Genomic DNA, 18226 nt, shown 5'->3' with positions numbered 1-18226 from the left:
CCCCAGCGTGTTCTTTCGTCGCCACAAGCACTCAAATCGCTTGCGTCATCGATCCTGTAGTGCTATCTTTGGAACCGGTTCCAAATTCAACGTTTGGATGTCAACAGGCAGTGGGGAGCGACCTTGGATTTAGTACGCGGCAGCAAAAAAACAGCCTCCGGCGAGACGGCCCGGCCCGTGACCATCGCCCAGGTGGCGCGCGAGGCGGGCGTGTCGAAGACCAGCGTGTCGCGCTTTCTCGGCGGCGAACTGGACGCTTTGTCCGAGAACATCCGCCAGCAGATCGAAAGCACCATCGCGCGCCTCGGCTACCAGCCGAACCAGATGGCGCGCGGCCTCAAGCGCGGGCGCACGCGCCTGATCGGCATGGTCGTGGCGGACATGCTGAACCCCTACACGGTGGCCGTGCTGCGCGGCGTGGAAGCGGCTTGCCAGCAGCATGGCTACACCTTGATCTTATGTAATACCGGCAATGACGAACAGCGTGAACGCCAGTCGCTTGCCGCGCTGCGCTCGTACAGCGTGGAAGGGCTGATCGTCAACACGCAGGGGCGCAACATCCAGTCGTCCGACTTGCAGCAGGCGGACATGCCCATCGTGCTGGTCGACCGGCGCATCGACGGCGTCGATTTTGACCTGGTGGGCCTGGACAATGTGCAAGCGGGCCGGCTGGCAACCGCGCATCTGATCGAGCAGGGTTTCGACGCCATCGCCTTCGTCGCGCCGCCTTTGACGGGCGTCAGTTCGCGGCAGATGCGCGCCGACGGTTTTCAGGCCGTGATGGCCGAGCATCCCGGCTGCGTGGGCGAAGTGCTGGCAGTGGACCTGGACGACAGTCCCTCCATCGACGCGCAGGTGCGGCAATGCCTGGCGCAATGGCGCGGTCGCCGCGTGGCGCTGCTGGCCTCGAACGGCATGGTGGCGCTGGAACTGGCGCTGATGCTGCAGCGCCTTGCGCTGCGCATGCCGCAAGACGTGGGCCTGCTGGGCTTTGACGAATTACCGTGGTCGCCGCTGGCGGGCCTGAGCACGATCGAGCAGCAGACTTACGAGATCGGTTTTTCGGCGATGACGTGCATGCTGTCGCGCCTGCAGGGCGAGCAATGCCCGCCGCGCGAGGTGCTGTTGCCGGGTAAGTTAATTGTGCGCAATTCCACCCAGGGAGGAATTGCGGGCAAGGGCGGAGATTGACGGAAAGAGGGCGCGTGCCCTTTTTTTTGGGGAAGCTATGGAACCGGTTTCATAAAAAGTGTTTTCACTGGAAAGGGGCATGGATAGTCAGGCAGGGCAATGGCATGAGGTTGGCACAACACGGTAAGAGACGAACTGAATCGTCCATTTGACAATATTCCCGGAAGTGCCTCGACGAGGCCGGTACCGGGATCACAGGAGACTGAAACATGAAGATGACTACACTGTTTTACGCGAAGATCGTGGCTTGCACGCTCGCAGCGACGTGCGCCCTGGGCGCGGCCGCCGACGCCGGCGCCCAGACGCTGGGTGACTTGATCAAGAAAGGCAAGCTGACCATCGGCGTGGTCAGCGGCACGCCGCCGTTTGGCAGCATCGACGCCAAGGGCGCGCCCGTCGGCTATGACGTCGATGTCGCCAACCTGATCGGAAAATACCTGAACCTGCCCGTAGAAGTGGTGCCTTTGACGGCGCCATCGCGCGTGCCGTCGCTGGAATCTGGCAAGGTCGACTTCCTCGTGGCGACCCTGGCGCCCACGCCGGAACGGGCCAAGACGCTGATGTTTACCATGCCCTACAGCGCGTTCGAACTGGCGATCATCGCGCCGCTTGGCGGCAAATTCAAGGCCTTGGCCGACCTGAAGGGCAAGAAGGTGGGCGTGACGCGTGGCACCACGAATGACACGGCGCTGAGCCGTATGGCGCCGGCCGGCACCAGCATCGTGCGTTTCGAGGATGATGCCACCGTCACCCAGGCCTTGCTCAGCAAGCAGGTCGACGCCGTCTCGATCCCCAGCACGATGGCGCTCGACATCATCAAGACGCGCGGCGCGGGCAAGATCGAGGTCAGGTTCACGTATTCCGTGCAACCGAATTCGATGGCGGTGCGCCGCGGCGACTTCGAGCTGCACCAGTGGCTCAACAATTTCATCTACTACGTCAAGCTGAACGGCGAACTCGACGCCATCGCGCGCAAGTGGAGCGGCGCGCCGCTGCCGCCATTGCCGACCTTCTGATACCGCAACCCGCATAGGGATAGTGCCTGTCCGCACGGCGCGCCACCATGGTGGCGCCGCCGGGGATGCGCACGTAGAAAAGGAGTTGAGTATGCCGTATGAATTTCATTTCGAACTCGTCATGCAATCGCTGGATCGCCTGTTGTGGGGCGCGGCGCTGACGATACGCCTGAGCGCCCTGGCTATGGTGCTGGGGCTGGCGGTGGGCGTCTGCGCCGCCGTCATCCTGAAGAACGGTCCCGCCTATGCCCGCGCGGCGGTGCGCGCGTATGTCGAGGTGATTCGCAGCACGCCGTTCCTGGTGCAGCTGTTCATCATTTACTTTGGCTTGCCGTCGCTGGGCCTGCAGCTCGACGCCAACGGCGCCGCGCTCGTTGCCATGACGGTCAACCTGGGCGCCTACGCGGCGGAAATCGTGCGCGCCGGCATAGTCGCCGTGCATCCCTCGCAGCTGGAGGCGGCGCAGGCACTGGGCATGACGCGCTGGCAGGTGATGCGCCACGTGGTGTTGCTGCCGGCTCTGGAAAAAGTGTATCCGGCGCTGGCCAGCCAGTTCACGCTGATGATGCTCGCCTCGAGCGTGGTGTCGGCCATTTCCGCCGAAGAGCTGACCGCCGCCGCCCACCTGCTCGACTCGGAAACCTTCCGCAGCTTCGAGATCTATATCGTCGTGATGGTGCTGTACATCCTGCTGGCCCTGCTGTTCCGCTTCGGCTTCTGGGTACTGGGCCAGATCGTCTTCAAACGCCGCCGCCGTCTGGGCGCGGTCCGCATGGGAGCATGACATGATCAGTGACTTTTCCTGGGATAACCTGCAATTCCTGCTCGAGGCCACGCGCTGGACCATCGGCCTGTCGCTGATCGTTTTCATCACGGGCGGCATCGCCGGCTTCGCGGTGGCGCTGCTGCGCACGGCGCGCAGCCCGTTCCTGCGTTTCATCAGCGCCCTGTACATCCAGCTGATCCAGGGTACGCCGGTGCTGATCGTGCTGTTCCTCACTTACTACGGCCTGGCCCTGTTCGGCTACAAGCTGTCGCCGATCATCGCGGCCGGCGCGGCGATGACGATTTTTTCCAGCGCCTACCTGGGCGAGATCTGGCGCGGCTGCATCGAAGGCGTGCAGCGGCAGCAGTGGGAAGCATCCGCCGCGCTGGCGCTGAACCGCTACCAGCAGCTGCGCTACGTCATCTTGCCGCAGGCGCTGCGCCATTCGCTGCCGCCGACGGTGGGCTTCATGGTGCAGATCATCAAGAACACTTCGATCACCTCGATCATCGGCGTGGTGGAACTGACGCGGGCAGGGCAACTGGTCAGCAACGCGACCTTCCTGCCTTTCATCGTCTTCCCCGTCGTCGCCCTGATCTACTTCGCGATGTGCTACCCGCTGTCGCGCTACAGCCATTCACTGGAAAGGAAATTCCATGCCCATCGTTGAAATTGACAATATCAGCAAGAGCTTCGGCGCCAATCACGTGCTCAAGGGCGTTTCGTTCGCCGTCGAGCGGGGCCAGGTCATCGCCGTGATCGGCCGCAGCGGCTCCGGCAAGAGCACCATGCTGCGCTGTATCAACGGCCTGGAAACCATCGACAGCGGCAGCATTGTCGTGGCCGGCCATACGCTGACGGCGCGCCAGGAGCACCTGCTCGACTTGCGCAAGGATGTCGGCATGGTCTTCCAGAGCTACAACCTGTTCCCCCACCTGACGGTGGAAGAAAACGTCATGCTGGCGCCGCGCATCGTCAAGAAGGTGCCCGACGCGCAGGGCCGCGCCACGGCGCTGCGCGTGCTCAAGCAGGTGGGCCTGGACCACAAGCGCGAGGCCTATCCCGAGCAGCTGTCGGGCGGCCAGCAGCAGCGCGTGGCGATCGCCCGTTCGCTGGCGATGGAGCCGCAGGTGATGCTGTTCGACGAGGTCACGTCGGCGCTCGACCCGGAACTGACGCAGGAAGTGCTGAAGGTGATGGAAGAGCTGGCGCAGGCGGGCATGACGATGCTGCTGGTGACGCATGAGATGGAGTTCGCGCGGCGCATGGCCGACGTCACCGTCTTCATGCACCAGGGAACGGTGTGGGAGAGCGGGCCGTCGGAAGCCTTCTTCAGCAACCCGCAAACACCCGAGGCGCGCCAGTTCGTCGGCGCGGGAGCGATCAAATGAGCCCCGTCCTGGTGGCGGCGTCGGCCTATGGCGCAAGCAGGGTACGGCAACTGGGGCAAAGCCATTTCATCGACGTGGTGGCCGACGCCGGTGGCGCCGGCATCGAGATCCGCCGCGAACTGTTTACCTCCGATCTGCCGGACCTGGCGTGCATGGGCGCGGCGGTGGCCGCGCGCGGCCTGTACTCGGTGTATTCCACGCCCATCGAATTGTGGGGCGTGGACGGCTTGCTGCAGCAAGCGCTGCTGCAGCAGATGCTGGACGAGGCGGTGCGCCTGGGGGCGCGCTACCTGAAGGTGTCGCTGGGCCACTACCCGGCCGCGCCGGATCTGCCGGCCTTGAATGCTTTGCTGGCGTCCGCCCCCGTGGCGCTGCTGGTGGAAAACGACCAGACGACCCATGGCGGCAGGCTGGCGACTATGGCGCGCTTTCTGGCGGCAGCGCGCGAAGTCGGGCTGCCGGTGGGACTGACCTTCGACATCGGCAACTGGCGCTGGGTGGGCGAGGACGCGCAGCAGGCGGCGCGCTTGCTGGCGCCGTACGTGCGCTATGTGCATTGCAAGGCCGTCATGGATGACGGAGGGCGCCTGTCCGCCTGCGCCGTCTCCGAGGCCGATCCGGCCTGGCGCGCCGTCTTCGCGCACTTCGCGCCGGGCGTGCAGCGGGCCATCGAATTCCCGCTGGAGGGCGCCGACCTGGTGGCCGAAACGGGACGCTACATCCAGATGCTGGAGGCCGCATGATGAAACACGAGGAGGGCCGGGCAGAAGAGGGGCAGGCGGCGCACGCGCTCGATGTCGTCACCTATGGCGAGGCGATGGCGATGTTCGTTGCCGAGGAAACGGGGGACCTGGCGGCCGTGGCGCACTTCACGCGCCGCCTGGCCGGCGCCGAGACCAACGTCGCCATCGGCCTGGCGCGCCTGGGCTTGCGCGTCGGCTGGCTGAGCCGGGTGGGCGACGATTCCTTCGGTCGCTTCATCCGTGCCAGCGTGCAGGCAGAGGGCGTCGATTGCAGCAGGGTCGTCACCGTCGCCGGCCAGACCAGCGCCTTCCAGCTCAAGGCCAGGGCCGAGAACGGCGCCGACCCGCTGGTCGAATACTTTCGCAAGGGTTCCGCCGCCAGCCAACTGGCGCCGGCCCACTTCGACCCCGCCTACTTCCTGTCGGCGCGCCACCTGCACGCCACCGGCGTGGCGGCGGCGCTGTCCGCCACCAGCCTGGCATTCGCCGGCCAGGCGCTCGACTTCATGCGGGCCAATGGCCGGAGCGTGTCGTTCGACCCGAACTTGCGGCCCACCTTGTGGCCATCGCAAGGCGTCATGGTCGAGCAGATCAACCGCCTCGCTGCCAAGGCGGACTGGGTGCTGCCCGGCCTGGGGGAAGGAAAAATCCTCACCGGCCATGAGCAGCCGCACGACATCGCCGGCTATTACCTGCAGCGGGGCGTGCGGCTGGTGGTCATCAAGCTGGGCGCCGACGGCGCCTATTACCGCACGGCCGATGGCGTCAGCGGCGTGGTGCCGGGCGAGCCTGTCGCCAGGGTGGTCGATACGGTGGGCGCCGGCGACGGCTTCGCGGCCGGCCTGGTCAGCGCCTTGCTGGAAGGCTTGCCGCTGGCGCAGGCGTTACGCCGCGCCAACCGCGTCGGCGCCTTTGCCATCCAGGTGGCCGGCGACATGGAAGGCTTGCCGACCCGCGCCCAGCTCGACGCGCTGGTCCAATCTTGAACCGAACAGGGGAAACACACGTGAAAAAAAATGTGGTTGTGTATAAAAAACTGGCCGAGCCGCTGCTGGCGCGCCTGCGCGCCGAATGCGACGTGACGTACTTCGAGGCCATCGATGCGGGCAACCGCGCCGCTTTCGCCGACGCTATCCGCGGCGCGCATGGCTTGCTGGGCGCCAGCGTGCGCCTGGACCGCGAACTGCTGGACCCGGCCTTTGACCTGCGCATCATTTCCACCATTTCGGTGGGCGTCGACCAGTTCGACGTCGATTACCTGCGCGAACGGGGCGTCTGGCTGGCCAATACGCCGGACGTGCTGACGGAAACGACGGCCGACACGATCTTCGCGCTGATCCTGGCCAGCGCGCGGCGCGTCGTCGAACTGGCCGAATTCGTCAAGGCGGGAAGCTGGACGCGCAGCGTGGGCGAAAGCCAGTATGGCGTCAACGTGCATGGCAAGACCATCGGCATGCTGGGCATGGGCCGCATCGGCCGCGCCGTCGCCCGCCGCGCCGCGCTGGGCTTCGGCATGCAGGTGCTGTACGTGAACGGTGAAGCGGTGCCCGAGGTGGAGGCGGCGCTGGGTGCGCGCCAGGTGGCGTTCGACGACTTGCTGGCCGGGTCCGATTTCGTCTGCGTGGTGCTGCCGCTGACGGCGCAGACGGAACGCATGATGGGCCGACGCGAGTTCGCGCTGATGCGGCCCGGCGCCATCTTCATCAACGGTTCGCGCGGGCGCATCGTCGACGAGGCGGCGCTGATCGAGGCGCTGCAACAGGGCACCATCCACGGCGCCGGTCTCGACGTGTTCGAGCGTGAACCGCTGGCGCCGGACAACCCGCTGCCGCGCATGGCCAATGTGGTGGCGCTGCCGCACATCGGCTCGGCCACGCACGAAACGCGCTACGCCATGGCGCAGCAGGCGGTGGACAACCTGCTGGCCGGCCTGCGCGGCGAGCGTCCGCGCCACCTGGTGAGTTAAAAACAGTAGCCACAGACAGGGAAAGAAATGAAGAACAAGGTAGCAAGGGCAATGATCATCGGCGCCGGCGCCTGCGGCGGCCTGTGTTGCGCGCAGTCGAACGTGGCCATGTATGGCATCGCGGACCTGGGCGTGGTGTCTGAGAGCGGCGGCGTCGGCGGCAGGGTACTCAAGGTGACCAGCGGCATCGCCAACGGCTCGCGATTGGGTTTCAAGGGCAGCGAAGACCTGGGCGGCGGCATGACGGCGTTGTTTACGATGGATGCGGGCATCCTGGCCGACACGGGCGGCTCGGCGCAGGGCGGCCTGCTGTTTGGGCGCCAGGCCTTCGTCGGCCTGAGTGGTGCGGCGGGCACGCTGCGGCTGGGCCGCCAGTACACCTTCATCGATAGCAGCCTGGGGGCGCTGGACCCGTTTTACTTGGGTTTTGCGGGCAGGATGAGCAATGTCTTCACGGCCGGCTACATCAGCCGGGTCGACAACAGCATCACCTACAGCTCGCCCGTGCGCGGCGGCCTTTCCGGAGAACTGGCGTACGGTTTCGGCGAAGTGCCCGGCGACGCGGCGGCCAAGCGCTACACGGGCGCGGCGGCCACCTATGCCAGCGGGCCGCTGTATGTGCGCATGGCGCACCAGGATGCCAACACCCTATCTGTGGCGCAGGTGACGGGCAGGGCGCGCAACACGGTGCTTGGCGCCACCTGGGACTTCGGCGTAGTCAAGGCGCATGGCGCCGTCGCCGTCAGCAAGAGCACTGCGGGCGCGGCCACCACGGTCGACAGCGCGGACCTGATGCTGGGCGCAACCCTGCCGGTGGGCCCGCACCGCGTCTTGTTCTCGTACGTGCGGCGCGACGACCGGCGCGCCGCCAACGGCGATGCTTCCCAGATCGGCATCGGCTACACCTACGCGCTGTCGAAGCGCAGCACGATGTACGCCGCCTATGCGCATATCGACAACCGCAACGGCGCTGCCTATGTGGTGGGCAATGCTACCGACAACGGCAGCGGCAACCAGGCCTGGAACCTCGGCCTGCGCCACACTTTTTAACTGGAGAATGGAATGAAGAAAATCGGATGGATACTGGTCGGCGCCAGCAACGTGGCGCGCGAATGGATGGTCGACGCGATCCGCCAGCAGGGCGACGCGGAAGTGCTGGCTGTGGTCAGCCGCGACGCCGCGCGCGGCGCCGCCTTTGCCGCGCAGTTCGGCATCGGCGCCAGCTACACGGACTTGAATGCGGCACTGGCGCATCCGGGCGTGGACGCCGTGTATATCAGCACCACCAATGAGTGGCACATGGCGCAGACGCTGCAGGCGGCGGGCGCGGGCAAGCACGTGCTGTGCGAGAAGCCGCTGGCGCTGAACCTGGAGGACGCCCGCCGCATGGTCGACGGCTGCGCCGAAGCAGGCGTGGTGCTTGGAATTAACCACCACTTGCGCAATGCCGCCAGCCACTGCAAGGTGCGCGAGCTGATACGCGCCGGCGAGATCGGCCAGCCCCTGTATTGTCGCGTGCTGCACGCGAACAACCTGCCGCAGCACCTGCGCGGCTGGCGCCTGGACGCGCCGGAGTCGGGCGGCGTCACGCTCGACATGTTCGTGCACGATGTCGACACCTTGCGCTTCCTGCTCGATGCGGAGCCGCGCCACGTGACGGCTTGCGCCACCAGCGGCGGCATGACGGTGGCCGGACTGGAGGAGGGCTTGATGGCGGTCATCGAGTTCGACAACGGCACGCTGGTGCAGGTGCACGACGCGTTCAACGCACCGTATTCGCTGTCCGGCGTGGAAATCATCGGCAGCAAGGGCACCATCTTCGCCACCGGCGTGATGACCCAGCGACCCGTCGGCACCATTTGCCTGACCCGCGACGGCGGCAGCGTCGACATCCCCGTCGAGCATGAAAACCTGTACGTGCGCTCGGTGCGCGCCTTCCAGCGCGCCATGCGCGGCGAAGGGCAGCCGGCAACCACTGGCGATGACGGCATGCGCGCGCTGGCCACAGCGCTGGCGGCGCAGCAGGCCAGCCGCAGCCACCAGCGCGTGACCCTGGCCGGCTGATAGCTGGCCGCACAAGTAAAAAAGCCGCCTGATCGCAAAAATCAGGCGGCTTTTTTATCGGCTTGCGTCCGTGGTTAGTCCTCGCGGCGCAAATGCGGGAACAGCAGAACGTCGCGGATGTTCGGCGAATCCGTGATGATCATCATCAGGCGGTCGATGCCGATGCCGCAGCCGCCGGCTGGCGGCATGCCGTATTCCAGCGCGCGGATGTAGTCGGCATCGTAGAACATCGCCTCCTCATCGCCTGCATCCTTGGCGGCGACTTGCGCCAGGAAGCGGGCCGACTGGTCTTCCGCGTCGTTCAACTCGGAGAAACCGTTGGCGATTTCGCGGCCCACCATGAACAGTTCAAAACGTTCGGTGATGCCGGCCACCGTGTCGGAAGCGCGCGCCAGTGGCGACACTTCGACCGGGTAGTCGATGATGTAGGTCGGTTCCCACAGCTGCGCTTCAGCCGTCTCTTCGAACAGCGCCAGTTGCAGCGCGCCCAGGCCGGCCGTGGCGAAGGGCTTGACGCCGAATTTCTTCAGCTCTTCCTTGATGAAGTCCGCATCGTTCAACTGCTCGGCGGTGTAGCCTGGCGCATACTTGTTGATCGCTTCGACGATGGTCAGGCGGTGGAACGGCTTGGCCAGGTCCAGCTCGCGGCCGCCGTAGGTCAGGGTGGCGGTGCCGTGCGCGTCGATGGCGGCCTGGCGGATGACGGCTTCCGTGAAGTCCATCAGCCATTTGTAGTCGGTGTAGGCCGCGTAGAATTCCATCATCGTGAATTCCGGGTTGTGACGGATCGACACGCCTTCGTTGCGGAAGTTGCGGTTGATTTCGAACACGCGGTCGAAGCCGCCCACCACCAGGCGCTTCAGGTACAGCTCGGGCGCGATACGCAGGAACATTTGCATGTCCAGCGCATTGTGGTGCGTGATGAATGGCTTTGCCGCGGCGCCACCCGGAATCGTGTGCAGCATCGGCGTTTCCACTTCCATGAACTCGTTCTTTTCCATGAAGCGGCGGATCGACGAGATGGCGGCGGTACGCGCCTTGAAGGTGCGGCGCGTCTCTTCGTTCATGATCAGGTCGACGTAGCGCTGGCGGTACTTCGTTTCCTGGTCGGCCAGGCCGTGGAATTTGTCCGGCAGCGGGCGCAGCGACTTGGTGATCAGGCGCAGTTCGGTGACCTTGATGGTCAGTTCGTCCGTCTTGGTCTTGAACAGGGTGCCCGTCACGCCCAGGATATCGCCCAGGTCATAGTGGTGCAGGGCGGCCATGGCCGCTTCGCCGGTGAGGTCGAGCGTGGCGTAGATCTGGATGCGGCCGTCGGCCTTCGGGCCGGAAGCGTCTTGCAGGGTGGCGAAAGCGGCTTTCTTGCCCGCTTCGCGCTTGAGCATCATGCGGCCGGCCAGCACCACGGTGACAGGTTCGGTTTCCAGCTCTTCGCGCGTCTTGGTGCCGTATTGCGCGTGCAGATCGGCCGCCTTGTGCTCGGGGCGGAAATCGTTCGGGAAGGCGATGCCTTGTTCGCGCAATGCGGCCAGCTTGACGCGGCGCTCGGCGATGATCTTGTTTTCATCGGGGGCGGCGGCTTGTTCTTGGATATCCGTAGTCATGGTGTTCTTCGTTGGTGATTATTGATGATGTGGTGCCAGCGCTGGCGCCACGCTGGCAAACAGTGCGTCGACGTCGAGTGCGGAGAAATCCGGCACGATGGCAATCACGTTGTCGAATGCGGCAAACGCTTCGGCCGGCAGGGTGGTGGTGAGTACCACGACGCGCATGCCGGCACGGCGCGCCGCTTCCACGCCCAGGGGCGCGTCTTCAAAGACGATGCAGTCTTGCGGCAGTGCGCCGGCCAGCAGTGCGCCTTTGAGAAAGACGTCGGGATGCGGCTTGCCCCGTTCCACGTCGGCGGCGCCGACGATGGCGTCGAAGCGATGCCGCAGGTCCAGGCCGTCGAGCGTGAACGCGATGTTCTCGTCTGGCGCGGCCGTGCCCACCACCAGTCCCACTCTGTTTTGGCGCGCGCTGGCGATCAGCTGGTCGAAACCGGCCACCGTGGCCAGGTGCGGGCCGTACAGTTCGCGGTAGACGACTTCCTTTTCAGCCAGCAGGGTAACGTGGTCGACATCCTCGCCCAGGTACTTGGCGATGATTTCGTGTCCCTGCCGTCCTGCCGTGTCGCGGAAAAAGGCGTCCGCATCCAGCGCATGGCCGTGGCGTTCAAAGAACGCCAGCCACGATGTCGTGTGGAAGGCCATGTTGTCGACGATGGTGCCATCCATGTCGAACAGGAAGGCACGCCGGGCTGGAATGGATACATTCATCCTTACACGCCTTGCTTGAGCGAGGCGGAAATGAACTCGTCGATGTCGCCATCGAGCACACCCTTGGTATTGCCCGTCTCGAAACCGGTGCGCAAATCCTTGATGCGGGACTGGTCCAGCACGTAGGAACGGATCTGGTGACCCCAGCCCACGTCGGTCTTCGAGTCTTCCAGCTTTTGCTGCTCGCTCATGCGCTTGCGCAGTTCATGTTCGTACAGCTTGGCTTTCAGCATTTCCATCGCTTCGGCGCGGTTGCGGTGCTGCGAACGGTCGTTCTGGCACTGCACCACGATGCCGGTCGGCGCATGGGTCATGCGGACGGCGGAGTCGGTTTTATTGATGTGCTGACCACCGGCGCCCGACGCGCGGTAAGTATCGACGCGGATATCGGCCGGGTTGACGTCGATCTCGATTGAATCATCGACTTCCGGATACACGAACAGCGACGTAAACGAGGTGTGGCGACCGTTGGCCGAGTCGAATGGCGACTTGCGCACCAGACGGTGCACGCCCGTTTCCGTGCGCAGGAAGCCGTAGGCGTGATCGCCCTCGACCTTCAGGGTGGCCGTCTTGATGCCGGCTACCTCGCCGTCGGATTGCTCCAATATTTCGACCTTGAAGCCCTTGCGCTCGCAATAGCGCAGGTACTGGCGCAGCAGCATCGAGGCCCAGTCCTGGGCTTCCGTACCGCCGGCGCCGGCCTGGATGTCGATGAAGCAGTTGTTCGGGTCCATCGGATTGTTGAACATCCGGCGGAACTCCATGCTTTCGATGACCTTGCGGATTTCCTGTACATCCTGCTCGATCGCTTCGAGCGTCTCGTCGTCGCCTTCTTCGCGGGCCATGTCGAACAGGTCGCGGGTGTCGCGCAGGTCGGCATCGGCCTTGGTCAGCGTGAAGACGATGGCTTCCAGCGCCTTCTTCTCTTTACCGAGGTCCTGGGCGCGCTTGGGATCGTTCCAGACGGTCGGATCTTCCAGTTCTTCGTTGACTTGTTCTAGTTTCTCCGACTTGACAGTGAAGTCAAAGATACCTCCGAAGTTCGGCTTCACGGACCGTCAGGTCGTTGAGCAGGGCGGAGATGATATTGATGCGTTCGGCTTCCATAATGTTCTGGTCTTCTATGGTGAAATCAAACCTTGAATTATACGCGAGCGCGGCGGGTTTCCGCTGCCGCTGCGGCGCAATTGCTGTTGCACAGGGCAATAAAATGGCGATTTTGCTGTATTTGCGACAATATTTTTGCCTTGATGATGGCTGCCGTGCTGCGTATGATGCTGGCGATATTGTCTTTCCACAGGAACATCTCATGTGCCAACCTCTGCGCCAACTCCCCCGTCTCGCCCTGTTACCGTTGCTGCTGGCCGGCTGCGGCGCCTTGCCGCCCGCCGCCCACGGACCTGCCCGGGCGCTGGCCGCCGCGCCAGCCGGCAGCAGCGCCACCCTGGCCCTGCTGGAGACGACGGACTTGCACGCGAATGTGCTCAGTTATGATTACTACAAGCTGCAGGCGGAACCGTCGATCGGCCTGGAACGCACGGCGGCCCTGATTGCCCAGGCACGCGCGCAGTACCCGAACAACCTTTTGCTCGACAACGGCGACACCATCCAGGGCACGGCGCTGGCCGACTACCAGGCTCTCGTCAAACCGCTGGCCTGCGACCAGACCCTGGCCATCTACAAGGCCATGAATTTGCTGAAGGTCGATGGCGGCGGCATCGGCAACCATGAATTCAACTACGGCCTGGCGTTCTTGAGCCAGGTGACGGGCAACCGCTTCGACGTCGACAGCGTCGACGCGGCCAAGCCGCGCTGCGCCGGCCCTCAATTTCCGCAAGTGCTGGCCAATGTCTACAGCGTCAAGACCGGCAAGCCCCTGTTTGCGCCATATCACATTATCAACAAGCAAATCACGGCGACCGGCCCCGATGGCAAGGCCGTGACCAGTACCGTGAAGGTGGGCATCATCAGCTTTGCGCCGCCCACCATCATGGCCTGGGACAAGCGCTGGCTCGAAGGCAGGGTCTACACGCAGGGCGTGCGCGAGACGGCGGAAAAATTCATCCCCGAGATGCGCGCCAAGGGCGCCGAGCTGGTGGTGGCGATCTCGCACGGCGGTCTCGATGACAGTGCGTATTCGCCGACCATGGAAAACGGCAATTACTACCTGTCGCAAGTGCCGGGCGTGGACGCCATGCTGATCGGCCATTCGCACCAGCTGTTCCCGAACGCCAGCAGCACGGTGCCGCAATTTAACCTGCCCGGCGTCGACAAAGTCAAAGGGCTGGTCAACGGCGTGCCTACCGTGATGGCCAATCTGTGGGGCAAGCACCTGGGCGTGATCGGCTTGCACCTGCGCCACGACGGCAAGCAGTGGATCGTCGACAAGAGCGCCACCACGGTGGAAGCGCGCGGCATCCAGAACGCGGACAAGAGTTATGTCGCGCCCGATGCGGCCATCGCCAAACTGGTGGCCGAGGAGCACGCGGCGACGATTGCCTACGTGCAGACACCGGTCGGCGCCACGGACTTCCGCATGTCGACGTATTTTGCCGACGTGGGCGACGTCAGCGCCATCGAGGTGGTGAACCAGGCGCAATCGGGCTACCTGGCCGCGTACGTCAAGGCGAACTTGCCGCAGTATGCCAACCTGCCGGTGCTGTCGATGTCGTCCCCATTCAAGAGCGGCTCGGCCGGCGTGTCCGACTACACGGACGTCAAGGCGGGCAATGTGGCGCTGAATAACGCCGCCGATTTGTATTTGTATCCGAACGCGCTGTATGGTGTGAAGATGAATGGCGCGGAGCTGAAAGCCTGGCTGGAGCAATCGGCGCAGCGCTTCAATACCATCGATCCGCACAAGGCCGCGCCGCAGGAACTGGTCAACACGGCGCACCCGAGCTACAACTTCGATACGCTCACCAGTGCCGACGTGCGCTACCAGATCGACGTCACGCAGTCGCCGGGCCAGCGCATCAAGGCGCTCACCTACCAGGGCAAGCCAATGGACGCGGGCCAGGAATTCCTCATCGCGACAAATAACTACCGCGCCAGCGGCGGTGGCAATTTCCCTGGCCTCGACGGCAGCAAGACGGTGGTGGCCTCACCCGACAACAACCGCGAACTGCTGATCGCCTACGTCACGCAGCAGAAAAACCTGACGCGCGCGAAAAACGGTTCCGCGCGCAGCTGGACCTTCGCCAGGGTCACGACGCAAGGCCCGGTGGTGTTCCACTCGGCACCGAACGTGATCGACCTGGCCAGGGCGGCCGGCATCACCAATGTGACGCAGCTGAAGGCCGACGATGGCGCAGGCAAGGGCTTTGCGCTGTATCAGCTCGACCTGTCGAAATGAGGATGGTGGCGTGGCTGCTGGCGGCCGCCTTGGCGTCGCCCCTGGCAGCGGCAGGACAGGATGTCACGGCCCGGGCCAAGGGCCTGATGCGTGCGGGCGCGGCGTTCCAGCCGCAGGCGCGCGCCCTGTTCGAACAGGCGGCGGGGCAGGGCAGCGGTCCCGCCGCGTATTACCTGGGCTTGATGCTGAAAAACGGCATGGGCGGACCGCAGGATAGCGCCGCCGCGCTGCGCTGGCTGGAGCTGGCGGCCCGGCGCAACGTGGCGCCGGCCATGTTCATCGTGGCGAACATGCTGCTGGCCACCGATGAAGCGCAGGCGCGTTACTGGCTCGACGCTGCCTGCGACCTGGAATACCCGGAAGCGCTGCAGCAGAAATCCGTCGCCCTGGGCGAAGGCATGATGGGCTATGCGCACAACGAGGAGCAGTCCTTCCTGTACCTGAAGATGGCTGCGCATGCGATGGGGCACCGCCCGCCGGAACCCTGAACTACGCCGGCTCTTCCTTCTTCGGCCTGGCCCGCAAGCCGGCCGCCGCTTCGCTGATGGCGAACGGGTCGCGCGACAGGATGGCTGCGCCCAGGTCGACCAGCCTGGCCGCCGCAGCTATGGCGGCCTTGATGTCGGCGATGCGCTTGAGCTGCAGCTTGCCCTTGGCGATGGCGCCCTCGATATCGCCGCGTGCCTGCTCGGCGCCTTCGGCGGTCAGGTAAATGCCATACGCGCGAAACAGGGCTACCATCTGGTCCAGGTGATTTTCATATTGCTCCAGCAGTGCGCGCTCGTCCGGCGCCAGCGCTTCCCGTTCGCGGATGCGCAATTCCAGCACCAGGTTTGACGCTTGCGCCAGGCTGTCGGCGATGGCGTAGCTTTGGTCCTTCGTCAGTTCGGTCAGTGGGGCCATGGGATTCTCCGGTGGGCCTGTCATTTACCAGCGGGCCGGGGCATAGAACGCCGCTTGCCGCTGCAGCTTGGCGACGTCGCGTGCAAACTGCGCCAGCTGTCGCTCCAGTTCGGGCGCCTGCAGGCGATCGAGATTGGCCCGCAGCGCGGCCACGCTGGCTTGCAACGCGTCGACGGCGGCGACATACGCGGCGACGATCTTTTCCCTTTCCTGCAATTGCCGGCCTTCCAGGTGCAGACGCGTGCGAATGTAGTTGGCGGCCAGCGGTTCGCGCGGCGCGGCGTTATCGACGGCGCCACGCAGCTGGACCAGGTCGCGCAATTCATCCTGCAAGCCGGCGCGGTAGCTGTGCTGGGCATACTCCTTGAGCGCATTGCTGACGATATCGACGGCTTCCTGCTCGTCGAGCAATTCGCGCAAGGCCGATTGTTGTACGCGCTGGGTGGCCAGGCGGCTCAGGTGTTCGCTCAATTTGACGACCTTGGCCAGCTTGTCGGCATCGAGCAGGGGCGCGCCGGCGCCCGGCTGTGCCAGGCCGCCCAGCGCATCGCCGAGTCCGCCAAACTCTTCCTGGTAGGCGGGCAGCTTGGCATCGGCCAGCGCCGCCAGGGTGTGCGCATAGCGCAGCAGGACGTCGTTCAGGCTGGCGACCGATGCGCTGGCCTGCGCGATGGCGGCGCAATCGGCGCGCGCCGCCTGCTCGCTGGCTTGCGCGTCGAAACGCTCGGCCAGAATCAAACGCTTGCGCATGGCCTTGTCCATGCAGCTGTGGACGCCGCCCGCCAGCATGGGTTCGAAGTGCAGCGACATCTTTTGCGTCTGTTCGGCAAAGGTGCGCACGGGCGCCAGGTCGGTGGCGCAGCCGCCCAGCAGCAGGCAGGCGGTGGCGCAAAGAAGCAGGGTGGAAACGGATGAGTTCTGCGGGCGCTGCATATGGCCTCCATGCGGTAGCCGTGGCTGATTGGACCCGCGCGCACGCGCTGGCATGGCCGACCATAGCATGCTGGACAGTGCCAATATTGCGCCAGATCAGCGGTTTGGTGAATCGCCGAGCTCGCCTGCTTGTCTGTCGCGTTTTGTCATTGATTGTTGCCCGATGGCGCAGGTGCGCCAATTTGCGTCATATTTTCCTTACAAAAGACTGACATCTGGCCAGCAACTGCGTCTTTTCCGCATGCTGCGACGCGTCATATGTATCTGTTGCTGCTGCCAGATTACTCACCTACAATGATTTATCGATGGGGCGGTTATCCAGCGTACGACTATAAAAATAAGTGGCATTAAAAACGTTGTATCAGAGGAGATGACAATGAATTTGAAACAGAAATTGCTCGTGGCAAGTTTGGTTTTGGGTTTCTCGCAGGCGGCAGTCGCAGCCGACCCCATCAAGATCGGCGTGTCCGGCCCGTTCACGGGTGGTTCCGCGCCGATGGGCGTGTCGATGCGCGACGGCGTCAAGCTGGCCGTCGCTGAAATCAATGCCAAGGGCGGCGTGCTGGGCCGTTCCCTGCTGCTGATCGAGCGCGATGACGAAGCGAAGAACGAACGCGGCGTACAGATCGCCCAAGAACTCATCAACAAGGAAAAGGTCGCCGCCACCGTCGGCTACATCAACACGGGCGTGGCCCTGGCTTCGCAGCGCTTCTATCAGGAAGCCAAGATTCCCGTCATGAACAATGTGGCCACCGGCTCCATCGTCACCAGGCAGTTCGCCGACCAGCCGGAAAACTATATCTTCCGCAACGCCGCCAATGACACCATCCAGTCCGGCATGATCGTGCACGAGGCGGTCGAGAACCGCAAGTTCAAGAAAGTGGCGATCCTGGCCGATTCGACCAACTATGGCCAGCTGGGCCGCGAAGACCTGGAAAAGGCGCTGGACAAGAAGGGCATCAAGCCTGTTGTCGTTGAAAAATACAACATCAAGGACGTCGACATGACGGCCCAGCTGTTGAAAGCCAAGCAGGCGGGGGCGGAAGTTGTGCTGACCTACGGCATCGGCCCGGAACTGGCGCAGATCGCCAACGGCATGGAAAAACTGGGCTGGAAAGTGCCGCTGATCGGCAGCTGGACCCTGGCCATGGGCAATTTCATCGATAACGCGGGCAAGAACGGCAATGGTACGCGCATGCCGCAAACCTTCATCCAGGATGCCAGCACGCCGAAACGCAAGGCCTTCATCGACGCCTATGTGGCTGCCTACAAGCCATCAGGCGGCCGTATGCCATCGGCCGTCTCGGCTGCGCAAGGCTACGATTCCATCTACCTGCTGGCCGCCGCCTTCAAGCAGGCCGGCGGCACGGACGGGCCGAAAGTGCGCGCCGCGCTGGAAAACCTGACGGAAAAAGTGGAAGGTGCCGTCACCACCTATAACAAGCCATTCAGCAAAACCAACCATGAAGCGATCACGGCCGAGCTGACCGTGTTTGGCGAAGTCAAGGACGGCAAGGTCGTCCTTGCCAAATAAGTCCGGCTAATTCCAAGTATCTAGCCGCGCAATGGCCAGCCTTGAG

The 18226-nt window shown here is 64.2% G+C and carries 18 protein-coding genes; 13 read left to right on the top strand and 5 right to left on the bottom strand.

Going from position 1 to position 18226, the window contains the following annotated elements; genetic code table 11:
- Positions 1 to 123: 123 nt before the first annotated feature.
- The 10 genes from ACQ4WP_RS17960 to ACQ4WP_RS17915 all read left to right on the top strand — a co-directional run bounded on the left by ACQ4WP_RS17960 (position 124) and on the right by ACQ4WP_RS17915 (position 9137).
- Positions 124 to 1191: a LacI family DNA-binding transcriptional regulator gene (locus tag ACQ4WP_RS17960; protein ID WP_436522943.1), complete on the top strand. Its 1068-nt coding sequence runs from the start codon at positions 124 to 126 to the stop codon at positions 1189 to 1191.
- A gap of 209 nt (positions 1192 to 1400) precedes the next feature.
- Complete coding sequence (locus tag ACQ4WP_RS17955; protein ID WP_436522941.1) at positions 1401 to 2207, top strand: transporter substrate-binding domain-containing protein; 807 nt, start codon at positions 1401 to 1403, stop codon at positions 2205 to 2207.
- 91 nt (positions 2208 to 2298) lie between these two features.
- Positions 2299 to 2991: an amino acid ABC transporter permease gene (locus ACQ4WP_RS17950; RefSeq protein WP_436522939.1), complete on the top strand. Its 693-nt coding sequence runs from the start codon at positions 2299 to 2301 to the stop codon at positions 2989 to 2991.
- Position 2992: 1 nt separating this feature from the next.
- On the top strand, positions 2993 to 3643 hold the full coding sequence (locus tag ACQ4WP_RS17945) for an amino acid ABC transporter permease (RefSeq protein ID WP_436522937.1): 651 nt from the start codon (positions 2993 to 2995) through the stop codon (positions 3641 to 3643).
- Positions 3630 to 4364, top strand: coding sequence for an amino acid ABC transporter ATP-binding protein (locus ACQ4WP_RS17940; protein ID WP_099393943.1), 735 nt, complete (start codon positions 3630 to 3632; stop codon positions 4362 to 4364). The genes ACQ4WP_RS17945 and ACQ4WP_RS17940 overlap by 14 nt, the downstream gene beginning before the upstream one ends.
- Positions 4361 to 5107 (top strand): sugar phosphate isomerase/epimerase family protein, encoded by a 747-nt coding sequence (locus ACQ4WP_RS17935; RefSeq protein WP_436522934.1) that lies wholly within the window; start codon positions 4361 to 4363, stop codon positions 5105 to 5107. The genes ACQ4WP_RS17940 and ACQ4WP_RS17935 overlap by 4 nt, the downstream gene beginning before the upstream one ends.
- Entirely contained in the window at positions 5104 to 6093 is a 990-nt protein-coding gene (locus tag ACQ4WP_RS17930) for a sugar kinase (RefSeq protein WP_436522932.1), read from the top strand. Before ACQ4WP_RS17935 ends, ACQ4WP_RS17930 begins: the two co-directional genes overlap by 4 nt.
- A gap of 20 nt (positions 6094 to 6113) precedes the next feature.
- Positions 6114 to 7073 (top strand): 2-hydroxyacid dehydrogenase, encoded by a 960-nt coding sequence (locus ACQ4WP_RS17925; RefSeq protein ID WP_436522930.1) that lies wholly within the window; start codon positions 6114 to 6116, stop codon positions 7071 to 7073.
- 27 nt (positions 7074 to 7100) lie between these two features.
- A complete protein-coding gene (locus ACQ4WP_RS17920; RefSeq protein WP_436522929.1) occupies positions 7101 to 8123 on the top strand; it encodes a porin in 1023 nt (340 codons plus the stop codon).
- 12 nt (positions 8124 to 8135) lie between these two features.
- Positions 8136 to 9137: a Gfo/Idh/MocA family protein gene (locus ACQ4WP_RS17915; RefSeq protein ID WP_436522927.1), complete on the top strand. Its 1002-nt coding sequence runs from the start codon at positions 8136 to 8138 to the stop codon at positions 9135 to 9137.
- A gap of 74 nt (positions 9138 to 9211) precedes the next feature.
- Here the strand turns inward: ACQ4WP_RS17915 and lysS are convergent, their stop codons facing one another.
- The 3 genes from lysS to prfB form a co-directional block, all read right to left on the bottom strand.
- On the bottom strand, positions 9212 to 10741 hold the full coding sequence (gene lysS / locus ACQ4WP_RS17910; protein ID WP_436522925.1) for a lysine--tRNA ligase: 1530 nt from the start codon (positions 10739 to 10741) through the stop codon (positions 9212 to 9214).
- 18 nt (positions 10742 to 10759) lie between these two features.
- Positions 10760 to 11455 carry an HAD family hydrolase gene (locus tag ACQ4WP_RS17905; RefSeq protein WP_436522923.1) on the bottom strand — a complete coding sequence of 232 codons (696 nt, stop codon included), beginning with the start codon at positions 11453 to 11455 and terminating at the stop codon, positions 10760 to 10762.
- Between the two features lie 2 nt (positions 11456 to 11457).
- A protein-coding gene (gene prfB / locus ACQ4WP_RS17900) for a peptide chain release factor 2 (RefSeq protein WP_152284547.1) occupies positions 11458 to 12562 on the bottom strand; the annotation gives its coding sequence in 2 pieces (ribosomal slippage) (positions 11458 to 12480 and positions 12482 to 12562; 1104 coding nt in all).
- A 202-nt stretch (positions 12563 to 12764) separates the two neighbouring features.
- On the opposite strand from prfB, the gene ACQ4WP_RS17895 reads away from it, so the two are divergent.
- Both ACQ4WP_RS17895 and ACQ4WP_RS17890 read left to right on the top strand, forming a co-directional pair.
- Positions 12765 to 14810 carry a bifunctional 2',3'-cyclic-nucleotide 2'-phosphodiesterase/3'-nucleotidase gene (locus ACQ4WP_RS17895; RefSeq protein ID WP_436522920.1) on the top strand — a complete coding sequence of 682 codons (2046 nt, stop codon included), beginning with the start codon at positions 12765 to 12767 and terminating at the stop codon, positions 14808 to 14810.
- A 2-nt stretch (positions 14811 to 14812) separates the two neighbouring features.
- Entirely contained in the window at positions 14813 to 15298 is a 486-nt protein-coding gene (locus tag ACQ4WP_RS17890) for a tetratricopeptide repeat protein (RefSeq protein WP_436522918.1), read from the top strand.
- 1 nt (position 15299) lies between these two features.
- Here the strand turns inward: ACQ4WP_RS17890 and ACQ4WP_RS17885 are convergent, their stop codons facing one another.
- Together ACQ4WP_RS17885 and ACQ4WP_RS17880 are read right to left on the bottom strand one after the other, a co-directional pair.
- Positions 15300 to 15713, bottom strand: a complete 414-nt coding sequence (locus ACQ4WP_RS17885) for a hypothetical protein (RefSeq protein WP_436522916.1) — start codon at positions 15711 to 15713, stop codon at positions 15300 to 15302.
- 24 nt (positions 15714 to 15737) lie between these two features.
- A complete protein-coding gene (locus tag ACQ4WP_RS17880; protein WP_436522914.1) occupies positions 15738 to 16646 on the bottom strand; it encodes a hypothetical protein in 909 nt (302 codons plus the stop codon).
- A gap of 376 nt (positions 16647 to 17022) precedes the next feature.
- Here ACQ4WP_RS17880 and ACQ4WP_RS17875 point away from each other — a divergent pair, with 376 nt between their 5' ends.
- Positions 17023 to 18180 carry an ABC transporter substrate-binding protein gene (locus ACQ4WP_RS17875; protein ID WP_436522912.1) on the top strand — a complete coding sequence of 386 codons (1158 nt, stop codon included), beginning with the start codon at positions 17023 to 17025 and terminating at the stop codon, positions 18178 to 18180.
- Positions 18181 to 18226: the final 46 nt, after the last annotated feature.

Source organism: Janthinobacterium lyxosi, from assembly GCF_051380665.1.
In the GTDB taxonomy this organism is placed as follows: domain Bacteria; phylum Pseudomonadota; class Gammaproteobacteria; order Burkholderiales; family Burkholderiaceae_D; genus Janthinobacterium.
The sequence above is the reverse complement of the archived record's forward strand: the minus strand, read 5'-3'. Positions and strand labels throughout refer to the sequence as shown.

What these genes read in the sequence shown, in the direction of transcription:
- ACQ4WP_RS17890 (WP_436522918.1), top strand. Translation starts at nt 14,813, where the DNA reads ATGGTGGCGTGGCTGCTGGCGGCCGCCTTGGCGTCGCCCCTGGCAGCG.
- ACQ4WP_RS17905 (WP_436522923.1), bottom strand. Translation starts at nt 11,455, where the DNA reads ATGAATGTATCCATTCCAGCCCGGCGTGCCTTCCTGTTCGACATGGAT.
- ACQ4WP_RS17920 (WP_436522929.1), top strand. Translation starts at nt 7,101, where the DNA reads ATGAAGAACAAGGTAGCAAGGGCAATGATCATCGGCGCCGGCGCCTGC.
- ACQ4WP_RS17940 (WP_099393943.1), top strand. Translation starts at nt 3,630, where the DNA reads ATGCCCATCGTTGAAATTGACAATATCAGCAAGAGCTTCGGCGCCAAT.
- ACQ4WP_RS17875 (WP_436522912.1), top strand. Translation starts at nt 17,023, where the DNA reads ATGAATTTGAAACAGAAATTGCTCGTGGCAAGTTTGGTTTTGGGTTTC.
- ACQ4WP_RS17935 (WP_436522934.1), top strand. Translation starts at nt 4,361, where the DNA reads ATGAGCCCCGTCCTGGTGGCGGCGTCGGCCTATGGCGCAAGCAGGGTA.
- ACQ4WP_RS17930 (WP_436522932.1), top strand. Translation starts at nt 5,104, where the DNA reads ATGATGAAACACGAGGAGGGCCGGGCAGAAGAGGGGCAGGCGGCGCAC.
- ACQ4WP_RS17950 (WP_436522939.1), top strand. Translation starts at nt 2,299, where the DNA reads ATGCCGTATGAATTTCATTTCGAACTCGTCATGCAATCGCTGGATCGC.
- ACQ4WP_RS17945 (WP_436522937.1), top strand. Translation starts at nt 2,993, where the DNA reads ATGATCAGTGACTTTTCCTGGGATAACCTGCAATTCCTGCTCGAGGCC.
- ACQ4WP_RS17915 (WP_436522927.1), top strand. Translation starts at nt 8,136, where the DNA reads ATGAAGAAAATCGGATGGATACTGGTCGGCGCCAGCAACGTGGCGCGC.
- ACQ4WP_RS17885 (WP_436522916.1), bottom strand. Translation starts at nt 15,713, where the DNA reads ATGGCCCCACTGACCGAACTGACGAAGGACCAAAGCTACGCCATCGCC.
- ACQ4WP_RS17880 (WP_436522914.1), bottom strand. Translation starts at nt 16,646, where the DNA reads ATGCAGCGCCCGCAGAACTCATCCGTTTCCACCCTGCTTCTTTGCGCC.
- ACQ4WP_RS17955 (WP_436522941.1), top strand. Translation starts at nt 1,401, where the DNA reads ATGAAGATGACTACACTGTTTTACGCGAAGATCGTGGCTTGCACGCTC.
- ACQ4WP_RS17895 (WP_436522920.1), top strand. Translation starts at nt 12,765, where the DNA reads ATGTGCCAACCTCTGCGCCAACTCCCCCGTCTCGCCCTGTTACCGTTG.
- lysS (WP_436522925.1), bottom strand. Translation starts at nt 10,741, where the DNA reads ATGACTACGGATATCCAAGAACAAGCCGCCGCCCCCGATGAAAACAAG.